This is a genomic window from Herbaspirillum sp. Her4 (genome assembly GCF_057961335.1).
In genome coordinates this window covers 5005043-5025909 of sequence record NZ_CM176330.1, presented here as the reverse complement: position 1 = coordinate 5025909, position 20867 = coordinate 5005043, and the positions used below count along the sequence as shown (strand labels likewise).

Annotated in this window: 17 protein-coding genes; 16 read left to right on the top strand and 1 reads right to left on the bottom strand. The window is 63.6% G+C overall.

Features of this window, described 5'->3' with window-relative positions; translation table 11 throughout:
- Nucleotides 1-55: 55 nt before the first annotated feature.
- The 13 genes from leuB to ACWFUC_RS22685 all read left to right on the top strand — a co-directional run bounded on the left by leuB (nt 56) and on the right by ACWFUC_RS22685 (nt 16843).
- Nucleotides 56-1126 (top strand): 3-isopropylmalate dehydrogenase, encoded by a 1071-nt coding sequence (leuB, locus tag ACWFUC_RS22745; RefSeq protein WP_017452965.1) that lies wholly within the window; start codon nt 56-58, stop codon nt 1124-1126.
- A 121-nt stretch (nt 1127-1247) separates the two neighbouring features.
- Nucleotides 1248-2360, top strand: a complete 1113-nt coding sequence (gene asd, locus ACWFUC_RS22740) for an aspartate-semialdehyde dehydrogenase (protein WP_039784953.1) — start codon at nt 1248-1250, stop codon at nt 2358-2360.
- A gap of 499 nt (nt 2361-2859) precedes the next feature.
- Nucleotides 2860-5574, top strand: coding sequence for a motility hub landmark protein FimV (locus ACWFUC_RS22735; RefSeq protein WP_489637367.1), 2715 nt, complete (start codon nt 2860-2862; stop codon nt 5572-5574).
- 163 nt (nt 5575-5737) lie between these two features.
- Complete coding sequence (locus ACWFUC_RS22730; RefSeq protein ID WP_489623436.1) at nt 5738-6646, top strand: tRNA pseudouridine synthase A; 909 nt, start codon at nt 5738-5740, stop codon at nt 6644-6646.
- A 50-nt stretch (nt 6647-6696) separates the two neighbouring features.
- The gene (locus tag ACWFUC_RS22725) at nt 6697-7365 is read left to right on the top strand and encodes a phosphoribosylanthranilate isomerase (RefSeq protein ID WP_489623435.1); all 669 of its coding nucleotides are present in this window, start codon (nt 6697-6699) and stop codon (nt 7363-7365) included.
- 30 nt (nt 7366-7395) lie between these two features.
- Complete coding sequence (gene trpB, locus ACWFUC_RS22720; protein WP_489623434.1) at nt 7396-8655, top strand: tryptophan synthase subunit beta; 1260 nt, start codon at nt 7396-7398, stop codon at nt 8653-8655.
- 75 nt (nt 8656-8730) lie between these two features.
- Nucleotides 8731-9528 carry a tryptophan synthase subunit alpha gene (gene trpA, locus ACWFUC_RS22715; RefSeq protein ID WP_209534439.1) on the top strand — a complete coding sequence of 266 codons (798 nt, stop codon included), beginning with the start codon at nt 8731-8733 and terminating at the stop codon, nt 9526-9528.
- A gap of 199 nt (nt 9529-9727) precedes the next feature.
- The gene (accD, locus tag ACWFUC_RS22710; RefSeq protein WP_034331674.1) at nt 9728-10597 is read left to right on the top strand and encodes an acetyl-CoA carboxylase, carboxyltransferase subunit beta; all 870 of its coding nucleotides are present in this window, start codon (nt 9728-9730) and stop codon (nt 10595-10597) included.
- 281 nt (nt 10598-10878) lie between these two features.
- The gene (folC, locus tag ACWFUC_RS22705) at nt 10879-12192 is read left to right on the top strand and encodes a bifunctional tetrahydrofolate synthase/dihydrofolate synthase (RefSeq protein WP_134222964.1); all 1314 of its coding nucleotides are present in this window, start codon (nt 10879-10881) and stop codon (nt 12190-12192) included.
- Nucleotides 12193-12298: 106 nt separating this feature from the next.
- Nucleotides 12299-13282 carry an SPOR domain-containing protein gene (locus tag ACWFUC_RS22700; RefSeq protein WP_489623433.1) on the top strand — a complete coding sequence of 328 codons (984 nt, stop codon included), beginning with the start codon at nt 12299-12301 and terminating at the stop codon, nt 13280-13282.
- 34 nt (nt 13283-13316) lie between these two features.
- Nucleotides 13317-13817: a CvpA family protein gene (locus tag ACWFUC_RS22695; protein WP_489623432.1), complete on the top strand. Its 501-nt coding sequence runs from the start codon at nt 13317-13319 to the stop codon at nt 13815-13817.
- A gap of 95 nt (nt 13818-13912) precedes the next feature.
- Nucleotides 13913-15433 (top strand): amidophosphoribosyltransferase, encoded by a 1521-nt coding sequence (gene purF, locus ACWFUC_RS22690; RefSeq protein ID WP_088754955.1) that lies wholly within the window; start codon nt 13913-13915, stop codon nt 15431-15433.
- Nucleotides 15434-15601: 168 nt separating this feature from the next.
- Nucleotides 15602-16843, top strand: a complete 1242-nt coding sequence (locus ACWFUC_RS22685) for a cystathionine gamma-synthase family protein (RefSeq protein WP_489623431.1) — start codon at nt 15602-15604, stop codon at nt 16841-16843.
- 111 nt (nt 16844-16954) lie between these two features.
- Here the strand turns inward: ACWFUC_RS22685 and ACWFUC_RS22680 are convergent, their stop codons facing one another.
- Entirely contained in the window at nt 16955-17551 is a 597-nt protein-coding gene (locus ACWFUC_RS22680; protein WP_088754957.1) for an LOG family protein, read from the bottom strand.
- 251 nt (nt 17552-17802) lie between these two features.
- Between ACWFUC_RS22680 and ACWFUC_RS22675 the strand changes: the two genes are divergently transcribed.
- From ACWFUC_RS22675 to ACWFUC_RS22665, 3 genes are all read left to right on the top strand, one after another.
- Entirely contained in the window at nt 17803-18819 is a 1017-nt protein-coding gene (locus tag ACWFUC_RS22675) for a patatin-like phospholipase family protein (RefSeq protein ID WP_134222960.1), read from the top strand.
- A 103-nt stretch (nt 18820-18922) separates the two neighbouring features.
- Nucleotides 18923-19825, top strand: coding sequence for an alpha/beta fold hydrolase (locus ACWFUC_RS22670; protein WP_489623430.1), 903 nt, complete (start codon nt 18923-18925; stop codon nt 19823-19825).
- Nucleotides 19826-19961: 136 nt separating this feature from the next.
- Nucleotides 19962-20804 (top strand): 3',5'-nucleoside bisphosphate phosphatase, encoded by an 843-nt coding sequence (locus ACWFUC_RS22665; RefSeq protein ID WP_489623429.1) that lies wholly within the window; start codon nt 19962-19964, stop codon nt 20802-20804.
- Nucleotides 20805-20867: the final 63 nt, after the last annotated feature.

Below are 20867 nucleotides of genomic sequence, written 5' to 3'. Positions count from 1 at the left end.
TACTTATTCCAAGAACGTCTTCCAGCACGGCTGGAAACACTGAGAAAGAGAAACCATGAAGATTGCTATCCTGCCGGGTGACGGCATCGGTCCCGAGATCGTCGACGAAGCCGTCCGCGTGCTCAATGCCCTGGACGAGAAGTTCGAGATGGAAACCGCCCCCGTCGGCGGCGCTGGCTATGAAGCGCACGGCCATCCGCTGCCGGACGGCACCCTGAAGCTGGCCAAGGAAGCCGACGCCATTCTCTTCGGTGCGGTGGGCGACTGGAAGTACGACAAGCTGGAACGCGCCCTGCGCCCCGAGCAAGCCATCCTTGGCCTGCGCAAGCACCTGCAGCTGTTCGCCAACTTCCGTCCGGCGATCTGCTATCCGGAACTGACCGGTGCTTCTTCCCTGAAGCCCGAGCTGGTGGCCAACCTGGACATCCTGATCGTGCGCGAACTGAACGGCGACATCTATTTCGGCCAGCCGCGCGGCATGCGCGAAGCGCCGGACGGTCCGTTCAAGGGCGCACGTGAAGGTTTTGATACCATGCGCTATTCGGAACCGGAAATCCGCCGCATCGCCCACGTCGCATTCCAGGCCGCCGCCAAGCGCGGCAAGCGCCTGTGCAGCGTGGACAAGGCCAACGTGCTGGAAACCTTCCAGTTCTGGAAAGACATCGTCACCGAAGTCGGCAAGGAATACCCGGACGTCGAGCTGTCGCACATGTACGTGGACAACGCCGCCATGCAGCTGGTGAAGGCACCGAAGAACTTCGACGTCATCGTCACCGGCAACATGTTCGGCGACATCCTCTCGGACGCCGCCGCCATGCTGACCGGTTCGATCGGCATGCTGCCCTCGGCCTCGCTGGATGCCAACAACAAGGGCCTGTATGAACCTTCACACGGCTCGGCCCCGGACATCGCTGGCAAGGGCATCGCCAATCCGCTGGCGACCATCCTGTCGGCAGCGATGATGCTGCGCTTCTCCTTGAACCGTGCCGAGCAGGCCGACCGCATCGAGAACGCCGTGAAGAAAGTGCTTGCGCAAGGTTTGCGCACCGCCGATATTTATGAAGAAGGCTGCACCAAGGTCAACACCCAGCAGATGGGTGAAGCCGTGGTCAAGGCCCTCGCCTGAGATCAACGTCGCCTGGCCGCGCCCCAACCGGTGCGGCCAGGCGCTTGAAATGCCGGATGGTCCGGCGCAAATGGGTTCAATCTGATTTGTTCACCATGGAAGTTCTAAATAGGGAAAGATGATGAAACTGGTTGGTTTGGTTGGCTGGCGTGGAATGGTGGGTTCGGTCCTGATGCAACGCATGCAGGATGAAGGTGATTTCGATCACATCGAACCGGTGTTTTTCTCGACTTCGAATGCGGGCGGCAAGGCGCCGTCGTTTGCCAAAACGGCAACGACCCTGAAAGACGCCAACAGCATTGAAGAACTGAAGAAATGCGACATCATCATCACCGCACAGGGCGGCGACTACACCAATGAGATCTTCCCCAAGCTGCGCGCCGCTGGCTGGGATGGCTACTGGATCGACGCCGCTTCCTCGCTGCGCATGAAGGACGACGCCGTGATCGTGCTGGATCCGGTCAACAACAACGTCATCAAGGATGCGCTGGCCAAGGGCGTGAAGAACTACATCGGCGGCAACTGCACCAACTCCATCCTGCTGATGGGCGTGGGCGGCCTGTTCAAGGAAGGCCTGGTCGAGTGGGTCAGTTCCATGACCTACCAGGCCGCTTCCGGCGGCGGCGCCAACCACATGCGCGAGCTGTTGAAGGGCATGGGCGTCATCAACGCGGCGGTGGCCGATGAGCTGGCAACCCCGTCTTCGGCCATCCTGGACATCGACCGCAAGGTTGCCAAGACCATCCGTGAAGACGTGCCGACCGAATTCTTCGGCGCGCCGCTGGCTGGCGGCCTGATCCCCTGGATCGACGCCCAGCTGGAAAACGGCCAGTCCAAGGAAGAGTGGAAGGGCCAGGCTGAAGTCAACAAGATCCTGGGCAACGAGCAGATCATCCCGGTGGACGGCCTGTGCGTGCGTATCGGCGCGATGCGCTGCCATAGCCTGGCGCTGACCATCAAGCTCAAGCGCGACCTGCCCCTGGCCGAGATCGAGTCCATCATCCGTGCCGGCAACCAGTGGGTGAAGTGGGTGCCCAATGACCGCGCCGTCACGGTCAAGGAACTGACCCCGGCGTCCATCACCGGCGGCCTGGAAATCGGCGTGGGCCGCGTGCGCAAGCTGAACCAGGGGCCGGAATACATCTCCGCCTTCGTCATCGGCGACCAGCTGCTGTGGGGCGCGGCCGAGCCGCTGCGCCGCATGCTGCGCATCATCCTGGGCAACCTGGAGTGATGTCGGCGGCCGGGATTCATCCCGGTCACTGCACCCGCTGCGTTGCTGCAATGCGAATAGGACTTGCCTTTCGCGTTGTCAGTCTGCAACAATAGCCCGCCAGCGTCCATGCGAGTGGATGCTGGCGGGTTTTTCTCATCTTGAGAAAGTAAGTACACTTGCGGGTGTAAGTTCTTGATGTTAATTTGAAAAGCCAATCCATTTCATGAAAGCCAACATGTGGCAGCGCCCCGGACGGACGCCTGCTGGATTTGATGAAATGGATCTGCTCCGTCCGCTGGCCTGCAAGAAAAGCCGTGAAAACAGCAAGCCGGCACGGACAAGGAGTGGCGCAGGCCGGGTTGCAGGCCGCGCGGCATCTGCCCCATTCACGGAGTGGTACGGCATTCCCAGGCCAGCACCGGGTTGAACGCCAGCGTGACGGGTTTGAAGCGGAACGTTTCTCTAAGCCAAACAAAACATGCCTGTACATACCAACAAGAAGCTTCCCCTGTCCCAGATGAAGACACTCAGCGCTGCCATCGCGCTGGCCATGGCCTTGCCGCTGGGGGCGCAGGCCGCGGCCCTGGGCAAGCTGACCGTGCTCTCGTCGCTGGGCCAGCCGCTGCGCGCGGAGATCGAGGTCACCGCCGTCGGTGCCGACGAGGCCGGCAAGCTTACGGCGCGCCTGGCACCGGCGGAAGCCTTCCGCCGCGCCAACATGGACTACAACCCGGTGTTGAGTTCGCTGTCCATCGTGCTGGAGCAGCGGCAGGGACGTCATGTCATCCGCATCAGTTCGTCCCAGCCGGTCAGCGATCCCTTCGTCGACCTGTTGCTGGAACTGGGTTCGGGCGAAGCGCGGCAGTTGCGCGAATATACTTTCCTGCTCGATCCTCCGGACAGCAAGACCCCGCGCAACGCCCAGGTCGCGCCGCTGACACCGGGCAATGCCCAGGCCGCCACGGCGGCTGCGGCCGCGTCACCGGCCACACCGGCCACACCGGCCACACCGGCCGCCACCCTTGCGCCGGCCCCTGCTGCAGCTCCTGCGGCGGCTGCCGAAGCGCCGGCAGCTGCGATGGCGGCACCTGCTGCGGCTGCACCCGCCGCAGCGCCTGCACCGGCTGCTGCGCCTGCCGCAGTTGCGCCGATGGCCAGTGCGTCGATCCCGGTCAGCGGCGAAGAGCCGGCCACCAGCATCGTGCAGCGTCCTGCTCCTTCGCCGCTGGCCGAAGAACTGATCCGCCGCCAGCAGGCCGCCCCCGAAAATACCCCGGCTTCGGCCAGCCCGGATGCCATGGCGACCGCGCCGGCCGCCGGTCCTGCCGCCTCCGGCAGCGTGGCCGCCCCCGCAACAGCCCCGGCCGCGGGCAGTGGCGGCAAGAGCGCCGATTATCGCGTCAAGCCCGGTGATACGCTGGGGAGCATTGCCAACCGCAACCAGCAGCCCAATGTCTCGCTGGATCAGATGCTGATTGCGCTGTACCGCGCCAATCCGGACGCATTCCAGGGCAACAACATCAACCGTCTGCGGGCGGGCAAGATCCTGTCGATCCCCGACCAGCCCACGGCTGCCGCCGTCGACCGCGACGAAGCGCGCGGCATGGTCGTTGCGCAGGCCCAGGACTTCAACGCTTACCGCAACAAGCTGGCAGGACAGGTCGCCAATGCACCGGCCGGCAAGGCGGGCAGCAATCGCCAGAGCGGCGGGGGCAAGATCACCGCGCGGGTAGAGGAGCGTTCCGGCACCCAGGATGCACGGGACCGCCTGGAGCTCTCGCGCGCCAACAAGGGCCGTGGCAAGACTGGCAACGCGGGCGCCGCTGCCGAGGACAAGGCGGCCAGCGAACGTGCGCTGGCCGAAGCCAATGACCGCGTCAAGGATCTGGAAAAGAACGTCGACAACCTCCAGAAACTGCTGGAGCTGAAGAACAAGACCATCGCCGACCTGACCGCACAGCAGCAGAAGGAGGCGGAGGCCGCCAAGCCGGCAGCTGCTGCGGCGGCAACGGCCGCGCCTGCCGCCGACAAGCCGGCCGAGGGTGGCGACACCAAGCCCGAGGACAAGCCGATGCCGGCCGCTGCGCCTGCCCCGGCTCCCGTTGCTGCGCCGGCCACTGCGGCGGCTCCGGCGGACAAGTCCGCCAAGTCCGGTGGTTTCGTCGACAAGATCAAGGAAAATCCCTACATCGTGGCCGGTGCGGGCGTGCTGGTCGCGCTGCTGGCAGTCGGTGGCGGCGTGCTGGCCATGCGCCGCCGCAAGAAGAAGTCCGAGGACGGACCGGCTGAACCTGCCATCGAGCCTGAGCCTGCGCCTTCACCTGAACCCGTGGCGGCGGTGGCTGCCGTTGCACCCGAGCCCGAGCCTGAATCTGAGCCCGCTCCGGTGGCCGAGCCTGAGCCCGCCGCCGAAGCGGTCGTGGCACCGGTGGTGGCGGCACCTGTCGAAGAGCCGCCGGTCGACCCGATCGCCGAGGCCGACATGTACATCGCCTATGGCCGCGACGAACAGGCCGAGGACATCCTCAAGCTGGCCCTGCAGACGCAGCCCGAGCGCCAGGCCCTGCACGCCAAGCTGCTGGAGATTTATGCCAAGCGCGGCGACGTGGACAATTTCAACCGCGTGGCGCTGAACCTGCATGCCCTTAGCGGTGGCCTCAACGAAGCTTGGGTCAAGGCAGCTGCGCTGGGCCTCACCATCGATCCGACCAATCCGCTGTATGGTGGCACGCCGGCCGAGCCGGAGCCTGAGCCGGAAGAAGCCGCGGGCATGGAATTCGACCTGTCCGACTTCAAGGCGGCCGAGGTACAGCCGGAAGCCACGCCGGCGCCGGCGGCCACCATGGACTTGGGCAAGGACATCGATTTCGACCTGGATCTGGAAAATGGCGCCAAGCCGGATGCCGACGAGCCCATCCTGCCGGCCTCCAGCGGCGCGGCCTCGGCCTCGATGCTGCTGGACAGCCTGGAGGATGCGCCGGCTGGCACGACCCTGGCCGACCTCGACCTGAGCCTGCCAGAAGACACCCCGGCCCCGTCGGCGGCCAACATCCTGGAAGAGGACGAGGAATCGGCCTTCGAGCAGGAAATGACCACCAAGCTGGACCTGGCCGCCGCCTATGAAGAAATCGGCGACAAGGACGGCGCCCGCGAATTGCTGGAAGAAGTGATGCGCGGCGGCAACGACGCCCAGGTGGCGCGCGCCAAGTCCATGATCGCCGCCCTGGGCTGATCCCGGCATCAGGAGCGATTACAATAGCTTCATCTCGCGGGCAGCTCGCATGAGCTGCCCGTTCGTTTTTTATCGTGCCGCCAGACCGTGGTGTGCGGGCTGTATGAAGCTTTCTGCAGGCTTGCGCAGGAACCCGGCCGCTTGCGGCAGGCAGTGAACATCCATGACAGAACTTTCTTCCCCGTCCGAGGGCCTGCGCCGTGTGGTGCTGGGCGTGCAATACGACGGCGCCAGCTGGCAGGGCTGGCAGACCCAGCCGCACCGCCAGACCGTGCAGGACCAGCTGGAAACCGCCCTGCGGCGCTTCAGCACGACCCCGATTGCGACCACCTGCGCCGGCCGCACCGATTCGGGCGTGCATGCGCTGGAGCAGGTCGTGCATTTCGACACGGCCATTGCCCGCGACAGCTTCTCCTGGGTACGTGGCACCAATGCGTTTTTGCCGCCCACGATCGCGGTGCGCTGGGCTTGCGAACTGCCCTGGGTGGATGACGCGGCCATCGCCGGCGCCAGCGCTGCGGCCCAGGCGGCCGAGTTGCACGGGGCCGAGCGGGAAGGGGCGGAGAGCCTTGCGCAGTTCGGCTTCCATGCACGTTTTTCGGCCATCGCCCGTACTTATCACTACGTGCTCTACAACCACGCGGTGCGCTCGCCGCTGCTGGCCGGCAAGGCTGGCTGGACTTTCCGCCCGCTGGACGCTGACCGCATGCACCGCGCCGCGCAATACCTGATCGGTGAACATGACTTCACCAGCTTCCGCGCCGTGGAGTGCCAGGCCAAGTCGCCGGTGCGCAAGATGGAAAGCATCGCCGTGCGCCGCCATGGCGACATGATCGTTTTCACCCTCAAGGCCAATGCCTTCCTGCACCACATGGTGCGCAACATCGTCGGTTCGCTGATCGTGGTCGGCAGCGGCAAGCACGGACCGGAATGGATGGGGGAGGTGCTGGCCCTGCGCGATCGCAGCCGCGCCGCGCCCACCTTCATGCCCGATGGCTTGTACTTGGCGCGGGTCGACTACCCGGATAGCTGGGCGCTGCCGCAGGAGGCCCGTTCCTGGCCCTGGCTGTAAGCCCGTCAGCCGCCAGACCAGTAGAAGTTTTCACCCATGAGGCAATCTCCATGAGCTTTCGTACCCGCATCAAGATCTGTGGCCTGACCCGTGAAGAAGATGTCCGTGCCACCGTGGCCGCTGGCGCCGATGCGCTGGGCCTGGTGTTCTATCCGAAGAGTCCGCGCTACGTGACGCCGCTGCGCGCCGGCGACCTGGCTGCAGCAGTCCCGCCCTTCGTGAGCATCGTCGGCCTGTTCGTCAACCCGACGCTGGAGGAGGTGCAGGAGGTGCTGCTTGAGGCACCGCTGACGGTACTGCAGTTCCACGGTGACGAGACGCCCGAGCAGTGCGCTGCCATCGCCGAAGCTGTTGTCAGACCCTTCATACGCGCGGCCAGAATAGGAAGTTCGACGCAGCCCGCAGATTTGTTAGAATACGAGCAGGCATATCGCTCCGCCAGTCCCTTATTTACCGGACTGCTGCTCGACACCCTGGTCGAGGAGTATGGCGGCAGCGGAAAGGTTTTCGATTGGTCTCTCATTCCAAAAGAACTCGCGCCTCGGGCCGTTTTGAGTGGTGGCTTGAGCGTACACAACGTCACTGAGGCGGTGGCTGGCGTTCGCCCTTACGCGGTCGACATCAGCAGTGGCGTCGAAGCCGCCAAGGGCATCAAGGATGCCGCCAGGATCGAGGCCTTCATCCAGGCCGTGCGTCTGGCGGATGCTACCCCTGCGTAGCACACCCCCACAGAGTTTCAGAGGAACACCATGAAAGAATTGAATCCCCTCGACGGTTTCGCCGAGCGTCAAGCCATTCCCGCCGCCGCCCTGCACCAGACGGCCCATTACAACCTGCCCGACGCCCGTGGCCACTTCGGCCCCTACGGCGGCAGCTTCGTCTCCGAGACGCTGACCCTGGCCTTGAACGAGCTGCGCGATGCCTATGCGAAATATCAGCACGATGAACAGTTCCTGGCCGAATTCCATACCGAACTGAAACATTTCGTCGGCCGCCCCAGCCCGGTGTATCACGCCAAGCGTTGGTCCGAGATCGCCGGTGGCGCGCAGATCTACTTCAAGCGCGAAGACCTGAACCACACCGGTGCCCACAAGATCAACAACGTGATCGGCCAGGCCTTGCTGGCCAAGCGCATGGGCAAGAAGCGCATCATCGCCGAGACCGGCGCCGGCCAGCACGGTGTGGCCACCGCCACCATCTGCGCGCGCTTCGGCATGGAATGCATCGTCTACATGGGTAGCGAAGACGTGAAGCGCCAGCTGCAGAACGTCTATCGCATGAACCTGTTGGGTGCCAAGGTGGTGCCCGTGGAATCCGGCTCCAAGACCTTGAAGGATGCGCTCAATGAAGCCATGCGTGACTGGGTCACCAACGTCGAGACCACCTTCTACATCATCGGTACCGTCGCCGGTCCGCACCCCTATCCGATGATGGTGCGCGACTTCCAGTCGGTGATTGGCAACGAGTGCATCCAGCAGATGCCGGAAATCGCCTCGCGCCAGCCGGATTATGTGGTGGCCTGCGTCGGTGGCGGTTCCAACGCCATGGGCATCTTCTATCCCTACATCGACTATCCGGATGTCAAGCTGGTCGGCGTGGAAGCCGCCGGCGATGGCCTGGACACCGGCCGTCACTCGGCTTCGCTGACCCTGGGCTCGCCCGGCGTGCTGCACGGCAACCGCACTTACCTGCTGCAGGATGCCAACGGCCAGATCATCGAGACCCATTCGGTCTCGGCCGGCCTGGATTATCCGGGCGTGGGTCCGGAACACGCTTGGCTGAAGGACAGCGCCCGCGCCAGCTACGCCTGCATCACCGATGAAGAAGCGCTGGAAGCCTTCCATAACTGCTGCCGCATCGAAGGCATCATCCCGGCGCTGGAGTCCAGCCATGCCCTGGCCCATGCGGCCAAGCTGGCGGCCACCTTGCCCAAGGATCAGATCGTGCTGGTCAACCTGTCCGGCCGTGGGGACAAGGACATGCATACCGTGCAACAGCATCAGGGTTGATCCCCGGCCTGCCCGCACGTGCCGACCGGCTCTGTGGAGCCGATCGGCAGTTTCGACAAAAAACTTCATATCATCATGTCCAGAATCCAGACCACCTTCTCCCAACTGGCCGAGCAGAAGCGCAAGGCGCTCATTACCTTCATTACGGCCGGTGACCCGGCCCCCGAGCTGACCGTACCGCTGCTGCACGCGCTGGTGGCCGGCGGCGTCGACATCCTCGAACTGGGTGTGCCGTTCTCCGACCCGATGGCCGAAGGACCGGTGATCCAGCGCGCCTGCGAACGCGCCTTGAAATTCGGCATCAGCACCCACGACGTGCTGGGCTACGTGCGTGAATTCCGCAAGACCAACAGCCACACGCCCATCGTGCTGATGGGTTATGCCAATCCCATCGAACGCTTTGGCGTCGATGCCTTCATCGCAGCGGCCAGCGAGGCGGGCGTGGATGGCACCATCGTGGTGGACTATCCGCCCGAGGAATGTGAAGAATTCTCCCAAAAGATGCAGGCCAAGGGCATGGACCCGATCTTCCTGCTGGCCCCGACCTCTTCGGAAGAACGTATCCGCCAGGTGGCGGCCGTCAGCAGCGGCTTCTGCTATTACGTTTCGTTGAAGGGCGTCACCGGTGCCGGCCACATCGACACGGCCGAAGTGGCCGAGCGTATAGCCGCCATCCGCCAGCACGTGAAGCTGCCCATCGCGGTGGGCTTCGGCATTCGTGATGGCGCAACCGCCCGCACCGTCGGCAGCGTGGCCGATGCGGTCGTGATCGGCAGCCGCATCATTGCCGAACTGGAAAACACCCCGCATGACCAGGCCTGCGCAGCGGTGCAAGCCTTCGTCACCGATATCCGCCAGGCGCTGGACGCCTGAGCGGCAGCGTCCCCGGTCCGGCAGGGCGGGGGGAGCGCAATAAGGAGCCTCCGGCAGCGTCCGGGGGCTTTGTTTTTTGATACGGCGCAAGCGGGCAGCGTGAATTTACTTGCTCGCCGGAAAGCATGACCGTGCTTTACGTCCGCCGCCGGTGGGCTCTGGTACAATGCGCGCCACCGGAAACATCTATGAGGTCTCTATGAGCTGGCTCGAGAAGTTATTGCCACCCCAGATTCAACGCGGCTCCACCAGCCGCAAAGCCATCCCGGAAGGTTTGTGGGTCAAGTGCCCCTCCTGCGAGGCCGTGCTGTACCGTACCGACCTGGAATCGAACCTGCATGTCTGCCCCAAGTGCAGCCACCACATGCGCATCCGCGCCCGCGCTCGTCTCGATGCCCTGCTCGACGAAGGCGGCCGCTATGAGATCGGCCAGGAAGCCCTGCCGGTCGATACCCTGAAGTTCAAGGACAGCAAGAAGTACCCCGATCGCCTGAAGGACGCCATGGAATCCACCGGCGAAACCGACGCCATGGTGGTCATGGGCGGTGCCATCATGACCCTGCCGGTCGTGGTCGCCTGCTTCGAGTTCGAATTCATGGGCGGTTCCATGGGCTCCGTGGTCGGCGAGCGCTTTGCGCGCGGTGCCCAGGCGGCATTGGAACAGAAGGTCCCCTTCATCTGCATCACCGCCACGGGTGGCGCGCGCATGCAGGAAGGCCTGCTGTCGCTGATGCAGATGGCCAAGACCACCGCCATGCTGACCAAGCTGTCGGAAAAGAAGCTGCCCTTCATCAGCGTGCTGACCGACCCGACCATGGGCGGCGTCTCGGCGTCCTTCGCCTTCATGGGCGACGTGGTGATGGCCGAACCCAAGGCCCTGATCGGCTTTGCCGGTCCGCGCGTGATCGAGAACACGGTGCGCGAGAAGCTGCCGGAAGGCTTCCAGCGTGCTGAATTCCTGGTCACCAAGGGCGCCATCGACATGATCGTCGACCGCCGCAAGATGCGCGAGGAAATCGCCCATCTGCTGGCCCTGCTGCAAAATCAGTCCGCCGAAACGGTTTCCTGATTAGCCGCTATACTTCAGGCCCGGATTTGCAGAAGTGCAAATCCGGGCTTTGTTTTTGACGCTTGTTTCGAATTGCCAAACTACCGTTCGACCTGAGTAGGCCCGCAGGGCCGTATCGAAGGCGCAGCGGATTGTGCAAGCGCAACCGGACGGAGCGCCTTCGATACGCGGCGGTGCCGCTACTCAGTACGAACGGTGACCTGTGCCGCCCGCATTTCGAAACGGTTTCCCGCAATTTGTATTTCGTTTTTGTGCAGCAGCTTCACCGACCGAGACGCGCCATGACTTCCCAAGCCTCCCCGACTCCCGCCACCCTCAATGAATGGCTGGCCCTGCTGGAACAACGCCACTTCAAGCAGATCGACATGGGCCTGGACCGCGTGCAGGCGGTGAAGGAAAAGCTCGACATCCGCTTCGACTGCCCCGTCATCATGGTGGCCGGCACCAATGGCAAGGGTTCCACCTGCGCCATGCTGGAATCCATCCTGCTGCGCGCCGGTTATCGTGTGGGCCTGTACATCAAGCCGCATTTCCTGCATTTCAATGAACGCGCCCGCCTGTCCGGCGACATGGCCAGCGATGCCCAGCTGATCGCCGCCTTCGAGGCGGTGGAGGCCCAGCGCGGCGACATCTCGCTGACCTATTTCGAATTCACCACCCTGGCCATCATGAAGCTGCTGGCCGATGCCCGGCAGGATGTGGTGATCCTGGAAGTCGGCCTGGGCGGCCGCCTGGATGCAGTCAACGTGATCGATGCCGATGTGGCCATCGTCACCAGCATCGACATCGACCACACCGAATACCTGGGCGAGACCCGCGAAGAGATCGGTTTCGAGAAGGCCGGCATCTTCCGTCCCGGCAAGGTGGCCGTGTGCGGCGACCCGGTGCCGCCCAAGTCGCTCATTGCCCACGCCGAGAAGATTGGTGCCGACCTGTGGCTGATGGGCCGTGATTTCAATTACCAGGGTGACAAGCAGCAATGGGCCTACGGCGGACGCGGCATGCGCCGCAATTCGCTGGCCTATCCCAGCCTGCGCGGCGCCAACCAGATCTTGAACGCCTCGGCCGCCTTGGCCGCGCTGGAAGCCCTGCGTGAAGTGCTGCCCGTGGGTGCCCAGGAAGTGCGTACTGGCCTGGCCACGGTGGAGCTGCCGGGCCGCTTCCAGGTGCTGCCGGGCCAGCCGCTGGTGATCCTGGACGTGGCGCACAATCCGCATGCGGCCGCCACGCTGGCGCAGAACCTGGACAACATGGGCTTCCACCCTTATACCTATGCGGTGTTCGGCTCCATGCTGGACAAGGACATCGAAGGCGTCATCGGCCACCTCAAGGACAAGATCGACCACTGGTGCGTGACCGACCTGCCGCTGCCGCGCGCGGCCAGCGCGCAACAGCTCAAGGAAGCCCTGCTGGGGGCCGGCGTGCAGCCGGAATTCAGGCGGGACGCGGCACGCAGCGTAGAAACCTTCACTACACCGGCCGAGGCGTATGCAAATGCATTAAGCAGAGCAGGGGAGAATGATAGAATTGTGGTTTTCGGGTCCTTCCTGACCGTAGCCGGCGTCATGCAGGCGCGCCGCCCCGGTCTGCACTGATTCCGAACCCGCGTTCCGGAGCCGGCCGTCCTTGCCAGACGGTGCCAGGACCTGAGTGGCCAGGCAGGTTTTCCACGATTTCCAGATCAATTCAAGACGACTCCGCATGGGCTTGTTCTCGTTTTTCCGTAAAAACAAGCAGGATTCTTCTGCTGACCAAGGGTCCTTCCGTTCACGTTCCGAGGAGCAATCTTCCGTCATCCGCAGCCGTAGCAGCCGCAGTGCGGCCGGTGGTGCCGCCGGTTCTGCCCGCAGCAGCCGCAGCAAGGCCGGCAAGGATGCCGCCGCCGATCCGCTGTTGCCGGAAAAGAAACGCGCCCGCCGCCGCCTGATCGGTGCCGTCGCGCTGACGCTGGCCGTGGTGATCGTGTTGCCGATGATCCTCGATTCCGAGCCCAAGCCGCTCAACGACGACATCGCCATCCAGATCCCGTCCAAGGACCAGCCGGCTTCCGGCGTGGCCCAGCCGGGTGGCCGTGATGCCAAGCAGGCTTCGCTGGACCAGAAGGAAGAGATCGTCGAGCCGTCCAGCATCGCCCCTGAGCCCGCAGCAGCGGCCACGCCGGCTGCCCCGGCCCAGCCGGTGACGCCGCCGGTGGCTGCCGTGGCACCCAAGGTGGTCGAGAAGCCGGCTGACAAGCCGGTGGAAAAGCATACTGAAAAGCCCGCCCCCAAGGCCGAGGAAAAGAAGCCGGCCGTGGCCGAGCACAAGGAAGAACCGAAGAAGGAAGCCGCCAAGCCCAAGTCGCCTGCGCACACTGCCGACGACGATGCCGCACGTGCGCTGGCCATTCTGGAAGGCAAGCCCGCCAGTGCGGCTGCAGCTCCGGCCCCGGCGGAAAAGAAACCGGCTGCGGCCGGTGGCAAGTTCGTCATCCAGGTGGCTGCGCTGGCCACCCAGGACAAGGTCAATGAATTGCGCAACAAGCTCAGCGCCGCCGGCATCCATTCGTACACGCAAAAGATCGCAACCGAGGCAGGAGAGCGCACGCGCATTCGCGTCGGCCCCTTCGCCAGCCGCGAGGAAGCCGAACGCATGGGCGGCCGAATCAAGAAGCTGGGCCTGAATGCCACGATTGTTCCTGCTTGAATTTGGCTACAGATAGCCGCATATTGTTGTCATCGTGACGATATTTGACTACCTGGTGCTGCTGATCCTGGCCTGTTCGGTGATCATCGGCACCCTGCGCGGACTGGTGCGCGAGGTGTTGTCCCTGGCCGGCTGGATTGTCGCGCTGGTGGTGGCCAATACCTATGGCGAGGCGTTATCGACGATGCTGCCGGATGTGGTGCCGGGTGAACTGACGCGCTTGATCGTGGCCTTCATTGCGCTCTTCATCGGCACGCGCCTGTTGATGGCGCTGGTGGCCAAGACGCTGGGCGAGCTGGTCAAGGCGACCGGCCTGGGTTTACTCGATCGCACGCTGGGCAGCATTTTCGGTGTGGCGCGCGGGGTATTGCTGGTGGTGGCGGTGGCCTTGCTGTGCGGTACCACGGCCATTCCGCAACAGGATTTCTGGAAGCAGGCGCGCTTCAGTCCCTGGGTCGAGCAGGCCGCCGAGGCGGTGCTGCCCTACCTGCCGGGCAAGCTGGCCGAGCATGTGAGTTTTTCCACTCCGGTGTGAGCGGATGGGCGCCCCGTGGCGGGGACCATAGTATCGCGGGAGTGGCGTGGCAGTCGTGGTTCATTTTCGTTTTCGTTTTTCGTTAGGAGTCCACCATGTGTGGCATCGTCGGTATCGTCTCTCATAGTCCCGTCAACCAGATGCTGTATGACGCGCTGCTGCTGCTGCAGCACCGCGGCCAGGATGCGGCGGGGATCGCAACCAACCACAGCAACGGTTTCTCGATGCACAAGGCCAATGGCCTGGTGCGCGACGTGTTCCGTACCCGCAACATGCGCTCGCTGCCCGGCAACACCGGCATCGGCCAGGTGCGCTATCCGACCGCAGGCAGCTCGTCCTCGGAAGAAGAAGCGCAGCCCTTCTACGTCAATGCCCCCTTCGGCATCATCCTGGCGCACAACGGCAACCTGACCAATGCGGAACAGTTGAAGATCGAGATGTTCAAGAACGATCGCCGCCACATCAACACCGATTCCGATACCGAAGTGCTGCTGAACGTGCTGGCCCACGAGATCCAGCAAGCCACCACCGGTTACTCGCTGGACCCGGCTGCGCTCTTCAAGGCCGTGGCCATGGTGCACAAGCGCGTGCGCGGCTCCTACGCCGTGGTGGCGCAGATCGCCGGTTACGGTCTGCTGGGCTTCCGCGATCCGTACGGCATCCGTCCGATGTGCCTGGGCTTCAACGAGAGCGACAAGGGCATCGAATACATGATGGCCAGCGAATCGGTGGCCCTGGAAGGCATGGGCTTCCGCTTCCTGCGCGACGTCAACCCGGGTGAAGCGATCTTCATCGACAACGACGGCAAGCTGTACAACCAGCAATGCGCCGAAAACCCGACGCTGAACCCCTGTGCCTTCGAATACGTCTACCTGGCCCGTCCGGACTCCATCATCGATGGCGCCTCGGTCTACGCCACCCGCCTGAAGATGGGCGAGTTCCTGGCCGACAAGATTCGTAGCCAGTTCAAGCATGGCGAGATTGACGTGGTCATGCCGATTCCCGATTCCTCGCGTCCGGCGGCCATGGAACTGGCGTTGAAGCTGGGCATCGAGTACCGCGAAGGCTTCATCAAGAACCGCTACATCGGCCGCACTTTCATCATGCCGGGCCAGGCGCTGCGCAAGAAGTCGGTGCGCCAGAAGCTCAACGCCATCGGCAGCGAATTCAAGGGCAAGAACGTGCTGCTGGTGGATGACTCCATCGTGCGCGGCACCACCAGCCGTGAAATCGTGCAGATGGCCCGCGAGTCGGGCGCCAAGAACGTGATCTTCGCGTCGGCCGCGCCGCCGGTGAAGTTCCCCAACGTGTACGGCATCGACATGCCGACCCGTGACGAACTGATCGCCTTCGGCCGCAGCGACGAAGAAGTCTGCCGCGAGATCACCGCCGACGCCCTGGTGTACCAGGATGTGGAAGCCCTGAAGCGCGCCATCTCCGACGCCAACCCGGCCCTGAAGCAATTCGAGGCCTCCTGCTTCGATGGTCACTACATCACCGGCGACATCACCCAGGAATACCTGGACCGCATCGAATACGCCCGCAAGAATCCCAAGCCGGCGCTGGAAGATGTGGTGCGTTCCCAGCTGAACCTGAACCTGGCGCGCGTGGACTGATCCCCGCCGTCTGATTCAAGGCTGGAACAGGACGCCGGTGGCCGCTTTGGCGGCACCGGCGTTTTGCGTTGAGGTGCCACGCAAACCAGCCGACGGGAATCTGGCTTATCATTTTGCCTTTGGCCGTGCGCCGGCCTTGCTCATTTCTTCTGCTTTTCCGATCACGCGATGAACGATAAAAAGACCTACGGCTTCACCACCACCATCCTCCACAGCGACCGCCAGAAGGGCATCGAACACGGCTCGCTGCACAAGCCCATCCACACCTCCGTGACCTTCGGCTATGAAGATGCGCGCCAGCTGGCCGAAGTGTTCCAGGGCAAGCAGCCCGGCTATCGCTATGGCCGCCAGGGCAACCCGACGGTGTCGGCGCTGGAAGACAAGATCACCAAGATGGAAGACGGCAAATCCACCATCTGTTTTGCCACCGGCATGGCCGCCATTGGTGCCATCGTCCAGGGCTTGCTGCGCGAGGGCGATCATGTGGTGTCGTCGGCTTTCCTGTTCGGTAATACCAATAGCCTCTGGATGACGGTGGGCGCGCAGGGTGCCAAGGTCTCCATGGTGGATGCTACCGATGTGAAAAATGTGGAAGCGGCCATCACACCGCAGACCCGCGTGGTCTTTGTGGAAACCATCGCCAACCCGCGCACCCAGGTGGCGGACTTGAAGCGCATCGGCGAGCTGTGCCGCGAGCGGGGCATCCTCTACGTGGTGGACAACACCATGACCTCGCCTTACCTGTTCCGTCCCAAGACGGTCGGTGCGGGCCTGGTGGTCAATTCGCTGACCAAGTCCATCGGTGGCCACGGCAATGCCCTCGGTGGCGCGCTGACCGATACCGGTGAATACGACTGGACGCGCTACCCGCACATCGCCGACAGCTACAAGAAGAACCCGGCCCCGCAATGGGGCATGGCGCAGATCCGCGCCAAGGCGCTGCGCGACTTCGGCGCCACGCTGGGCCCGGAAGCGGCGCACCACATCGCCGTTGGCGCCGAGACCATGGCCCTGCGCCAGGAACGTGAATGCAAGAATGCGCTGGCGCTGGCCCAGATGCTGGAAGCGGATCCGCGCGTGGCAGCGGTCCACTATCCGGGGCTGGAGTCGCATCCCCAGCACGCCTTGTGCAAGCAGCTGTTCCGCGCTTTCGGCAGCCTGATGTCCTTCGAGCTGAAGGACAGCATCGATTGCTTCGATTACCTCAACCGGCTGAACCTGGCCGTGGCCGCCAGCAACCTGGGTGACACCCGTACGCTGGTGATCCCGGTGGCGCACACCATCTTCTACGAGATGGGGGCTGAGCGCCGCGCCAGCATGGGCATCGCCGAGTCGCTCATTCGTGTGTCCGTGGGGCTGGAAGATACCGATGACCTGGTGGCCGATTTCCGCCAGGCGCTGGAGGCCTGATCTACGCTGGTTTCAAGCCGAAGTGAAGAAAACAACACGCCCGTCGCCTCGCAAGAGGGACGGGCGTTGTTCTTGGTGCTGCCAGGTGAACGCTTGTGTAAAAAACCGGTGTCAGGGCACCAGGTTGGCCACCGCTTCCCGATCGGCCCACTTGGTCTTGTAGGTCGGCTTGAAAGTCTGGAAGCGTTCGATCAGCTTGACCGGATCGGCCTCATGCATCATCAGCCCGGACTGGTCGCTGCTGACGAAGCGCTGCGAGACCAGGTGGTCGACGAAGGCGATCAGGTTGTTGTAGAAGCCGTCCACGTTGTACAGGCTGATCGGCTTGTAATGGAAGCCCAGCTGGGCCCAGGTCAGCACTTCGAACAGTTCTTCCAGGGTGCCCATGCCGCCGGGCATGGCCACGAAGCCATCGGAGAGTTCTGCCATCATGGCCTTGCGTTCGTGCATGTCCTTGACGATGTGCAGGCGGGTCAGGCCGTCGTGGCCCAGTTCCTTGTCCAGCAAGGCTTTGGGGATGACGCCGGTGGCTTCGCCGCCCAGCTTCATGACTTCACTGGCGATGATGCCCATCAGGCCCACATTGCCGCCGCCATAGACCAGGGCGATGTTGTTCTTCACCATCTCCTGGGCCAGCTTGCGCGCCGCCTCGGCATAGGCCGGGGAAGCGCCGGGGGAAGAACCGCAATATACGCAAATCGATTTCATGTGTCCTCTGCTGTGTCCGTCGTTACGTCAGTACATGGTTACAATGGCTGAGCTGGATAGCCAGATGTTTCCTGCTGGAACCAGAATGTCTCTCCAAGCTGCCACTATCTCCAGCCGCGTTCCTGTTATACCATGATAGTGCAGTGCAGCATAAGCTGAAGTGGTGACGCCGGCGTGACAGCGCGGCACTGCGCATGCGCCCGGCCACATTGTGCGGGTCTGTCACGCGGCACGTGAAGATAAAGGACATCATGTCGAACAAGATCGTCAGTCTGGCCCTGCAAGGCGGGGGCTCGCATGGCGCCTTCACCTGGGGCGTGCTGGATCGTTTGCTGGAGGATGGCCGGCTGGACCTGGAAGGCATCAGCGGTGCCTCGGCCGGGGCCATGAATGCGGCGGTGATGGCCCAGGGTTACGTGCAGGACGGCCGCGACGGTGCCCGCGCCGCGCTGGAGCGCTTCTGGACTGCGCTCTCCAATGGCGTGCCGCTGGACCATGTGACGGCCGAAGGCGCGCCCGTCATCGCCAACCCCGCACCACTGCCCGGCATGCAGGCACTGCTGGCGATGACGCGCTTCTTCTCGCCCACGCAATTGAATCCGCTGGATATCAATCCGCTGCGCGACATCCTGGTGGAGCAGGTCGATTTCGAACGCTTGCGCAGCCAGCGTGAACTGAAATTGTTCATTGCGGCCACCCAGGTCAGCACCGGCACGTTGAAGATCTTCCGCAACCCCGATCTGTCGGTGGAAGTGCTGTTGGCCTCGGCCTGCCTGCCTTCGCTGCACCGGCCCATCGAGATCGATGGCGAAGCCTATTGGGATGGCGGCCTGACCGCCAATCCGCCGATTTTCCCGCTCTTGCATTCCTGTGCCGCACGTGACGTGATGGTGGTGCTGCTGCATCCCAGCCGTCGCGCCGGCACGCCCACTTCCAGCCACGACATCGGCCAGCGGCTCTCGGAAATCAGCTTCAGCTCGGCCTTCTTCACCGAGCTGAGCGGACTGGCCCTGGCCAAGCGCGAGGCCGAGAATTCCACTCTGGCCTTCGGCTCGCTGGAACGGCGGCTGCGCCAGCTCAACATCCACATGATCGATGCCAATGAGCTCATGGAGCAGCTGACCAACCTCTCCAAGCTCAATACCCAGGCCAGTTTCATCGGCAGCCTGTTCCAACAGGGCCGCGAGCGGGCCTCGGAATGGCTGGAGCAGAACTTCGCCCAGATCGGTCATACCTCCACCTTCGACCTCGGACGTTTCCTGCCCTGAGGCGGTTCGCGGGGCAGGGCTGACGCACGATCGTTCACTTTTGTCTATACTTTGCGGCTTGATCCTTCGTTCCGCCCCGCAGTACCGACAAAAAAGACAAGCCATGCGCCAAACCATCGCCCAGAAAATCTCCCGTTCCGAATTCCTCGACGTGCGCGGCCTGCGCTACCACGTGCGCCACTGGGGCGACCCCCAGGCCCCCAAGATATTCATGATGCATGGCTGGATGGATATGTCGGCGTCGTTCCAGTTCATGGTCGATGCCCTGCAAGGGGAATGGCACGTAATTGCTCCCGACTGGCGCGGTTTCGGCCTGACCGAGCGGGCCCCGGCGCAGTCCTACTGGTTCCCCGATTACCTGGCCGACCTCGATGCCATCCTCGACCACTACGCCGGTGAGGAGGCCATCAACTTGCTTGGCCACAGCATGGGCGGCAATGTGGTGAACTTGTATGCGGGCGTGCGCCCCCAGCGCATCAAGCGGCTGGTCAACCTGGAAGGTATCGGCCTGCCCACGGCCAAGCCGGAGCAGGCGCCGGGACGCTTCACGCAATGGCTGGACGAGATGAAGAATCGTCCCGTATTGCGCGGCTACGAGACGCTCGAAGAGGTCGCGGCGCGGCTGCAGAAGAACAATGCGCGCCTCTCGGACGAGCGCGCCGGTTTCCTGGCCCAGCATTGGGCGCAGCAGGATGAGAGCGGCCTGTGGCAGATCCTGGGGGATCCGGCCCACAAGCAGGTCAGCCCCATCCTGTACCGGGTCGATGAAATGATGGCCTGCTGGAGCCGCATTACCGCCCCGGTGCTGTGGATCGAGGCGATAGACAGCGATATCTGGCGTTTCTTCGGTCCGGCCTCGTTGAAACGTGAAGAAATCGACCGCCGCATCGCCTGTATCCCCAAGACGCAGGTGGAGATGATCGCCGACGCCGGCCACATGCTGCATCACGACCAGCCCGAGCGGCTGGCACAACTGATCGAGGCTTTTCTGCAGCAGCCGGCCTGAGACTGGCCGCATCGTGCGGTGCAGTGCGGGGTTGGCATCAAGCGCGTAAAATGGACGCATTCCAATCACCCGGACCTCCCTGACCGACGGCAGCCACAAGCGACCGGCGCGGTCGCTGAGGTCATTGCGACTTCCTATGTCTGAACTCAAGTTCGATCTGCATTGCCATTCCAACGTCTCCGACGGCCTGCTGCCGCCGGAGGAGGTGGCCGCGCGCGCCAAGGCCAATGGCGTGGGCGTGTGGGCGCTGACCGACCACGATGAAGTGGGCGGCGTGGCGCGCGCCCGGGCGGCTGCGCGCGCGCTGGGCATGGAGCATGTGGCCGGCGTGGAAATTTCGGTCACCTGGGCCGGGCATACGGTGCATATCGTGGGCTTGTGTATCGACGAGACCAACCAGGCCCTGGTCGACGGCCTGGCCGCCACCCGCAACGGCCGCGAACGGCGCGCCCGCGAGATCGCCGAGGCGCTGGATCGTCACGGCATTGGCGGCGCGTATGAAGGCGCGTTGAAGCACGTGGGCAATCCCGACCTGATCTCGCGCACGCACTTCGCGCGCTACCTGGTCGAATGCGGTACCTGCTGCGATACCAAGGAAGTCTTCGCCAACTACCTCACCGAAGGCAAGCCCGGCTACGTGCCGCATCGCTGGGCTACGCTGGAAGAGTCGGTGCGCTGGATCCGCGGGGCCGGCGGGGTGGCGGTGATCGCCCATCCGGGGCGCTACAAGTACACCCAGACCCAGTTCGGCGCATTGTTCGACGAGTTCAAGCAACTGGGCGGCGCGGCCATCGAAGTCAATACCGGCAGCCATACGCCGGAGCAGTACCAGGAATACGCCCAGGTAGCGCGCAGCTATGGCTTTCTGGCCTCGATGGGCTCGGATTTCCACGGTCCGGGCGAGTCGCGCATGGACCTCGGGGGATTGCCGCCTCTGCCCACCGGAGTCAAGCCGGTCTGGCATGACTGGGGGCTGTGAAGCTCTTGAATTCAGCAGGGCGATTCCTATCTAATAACCACTTTTCCGATAGGAGTTTTCCCC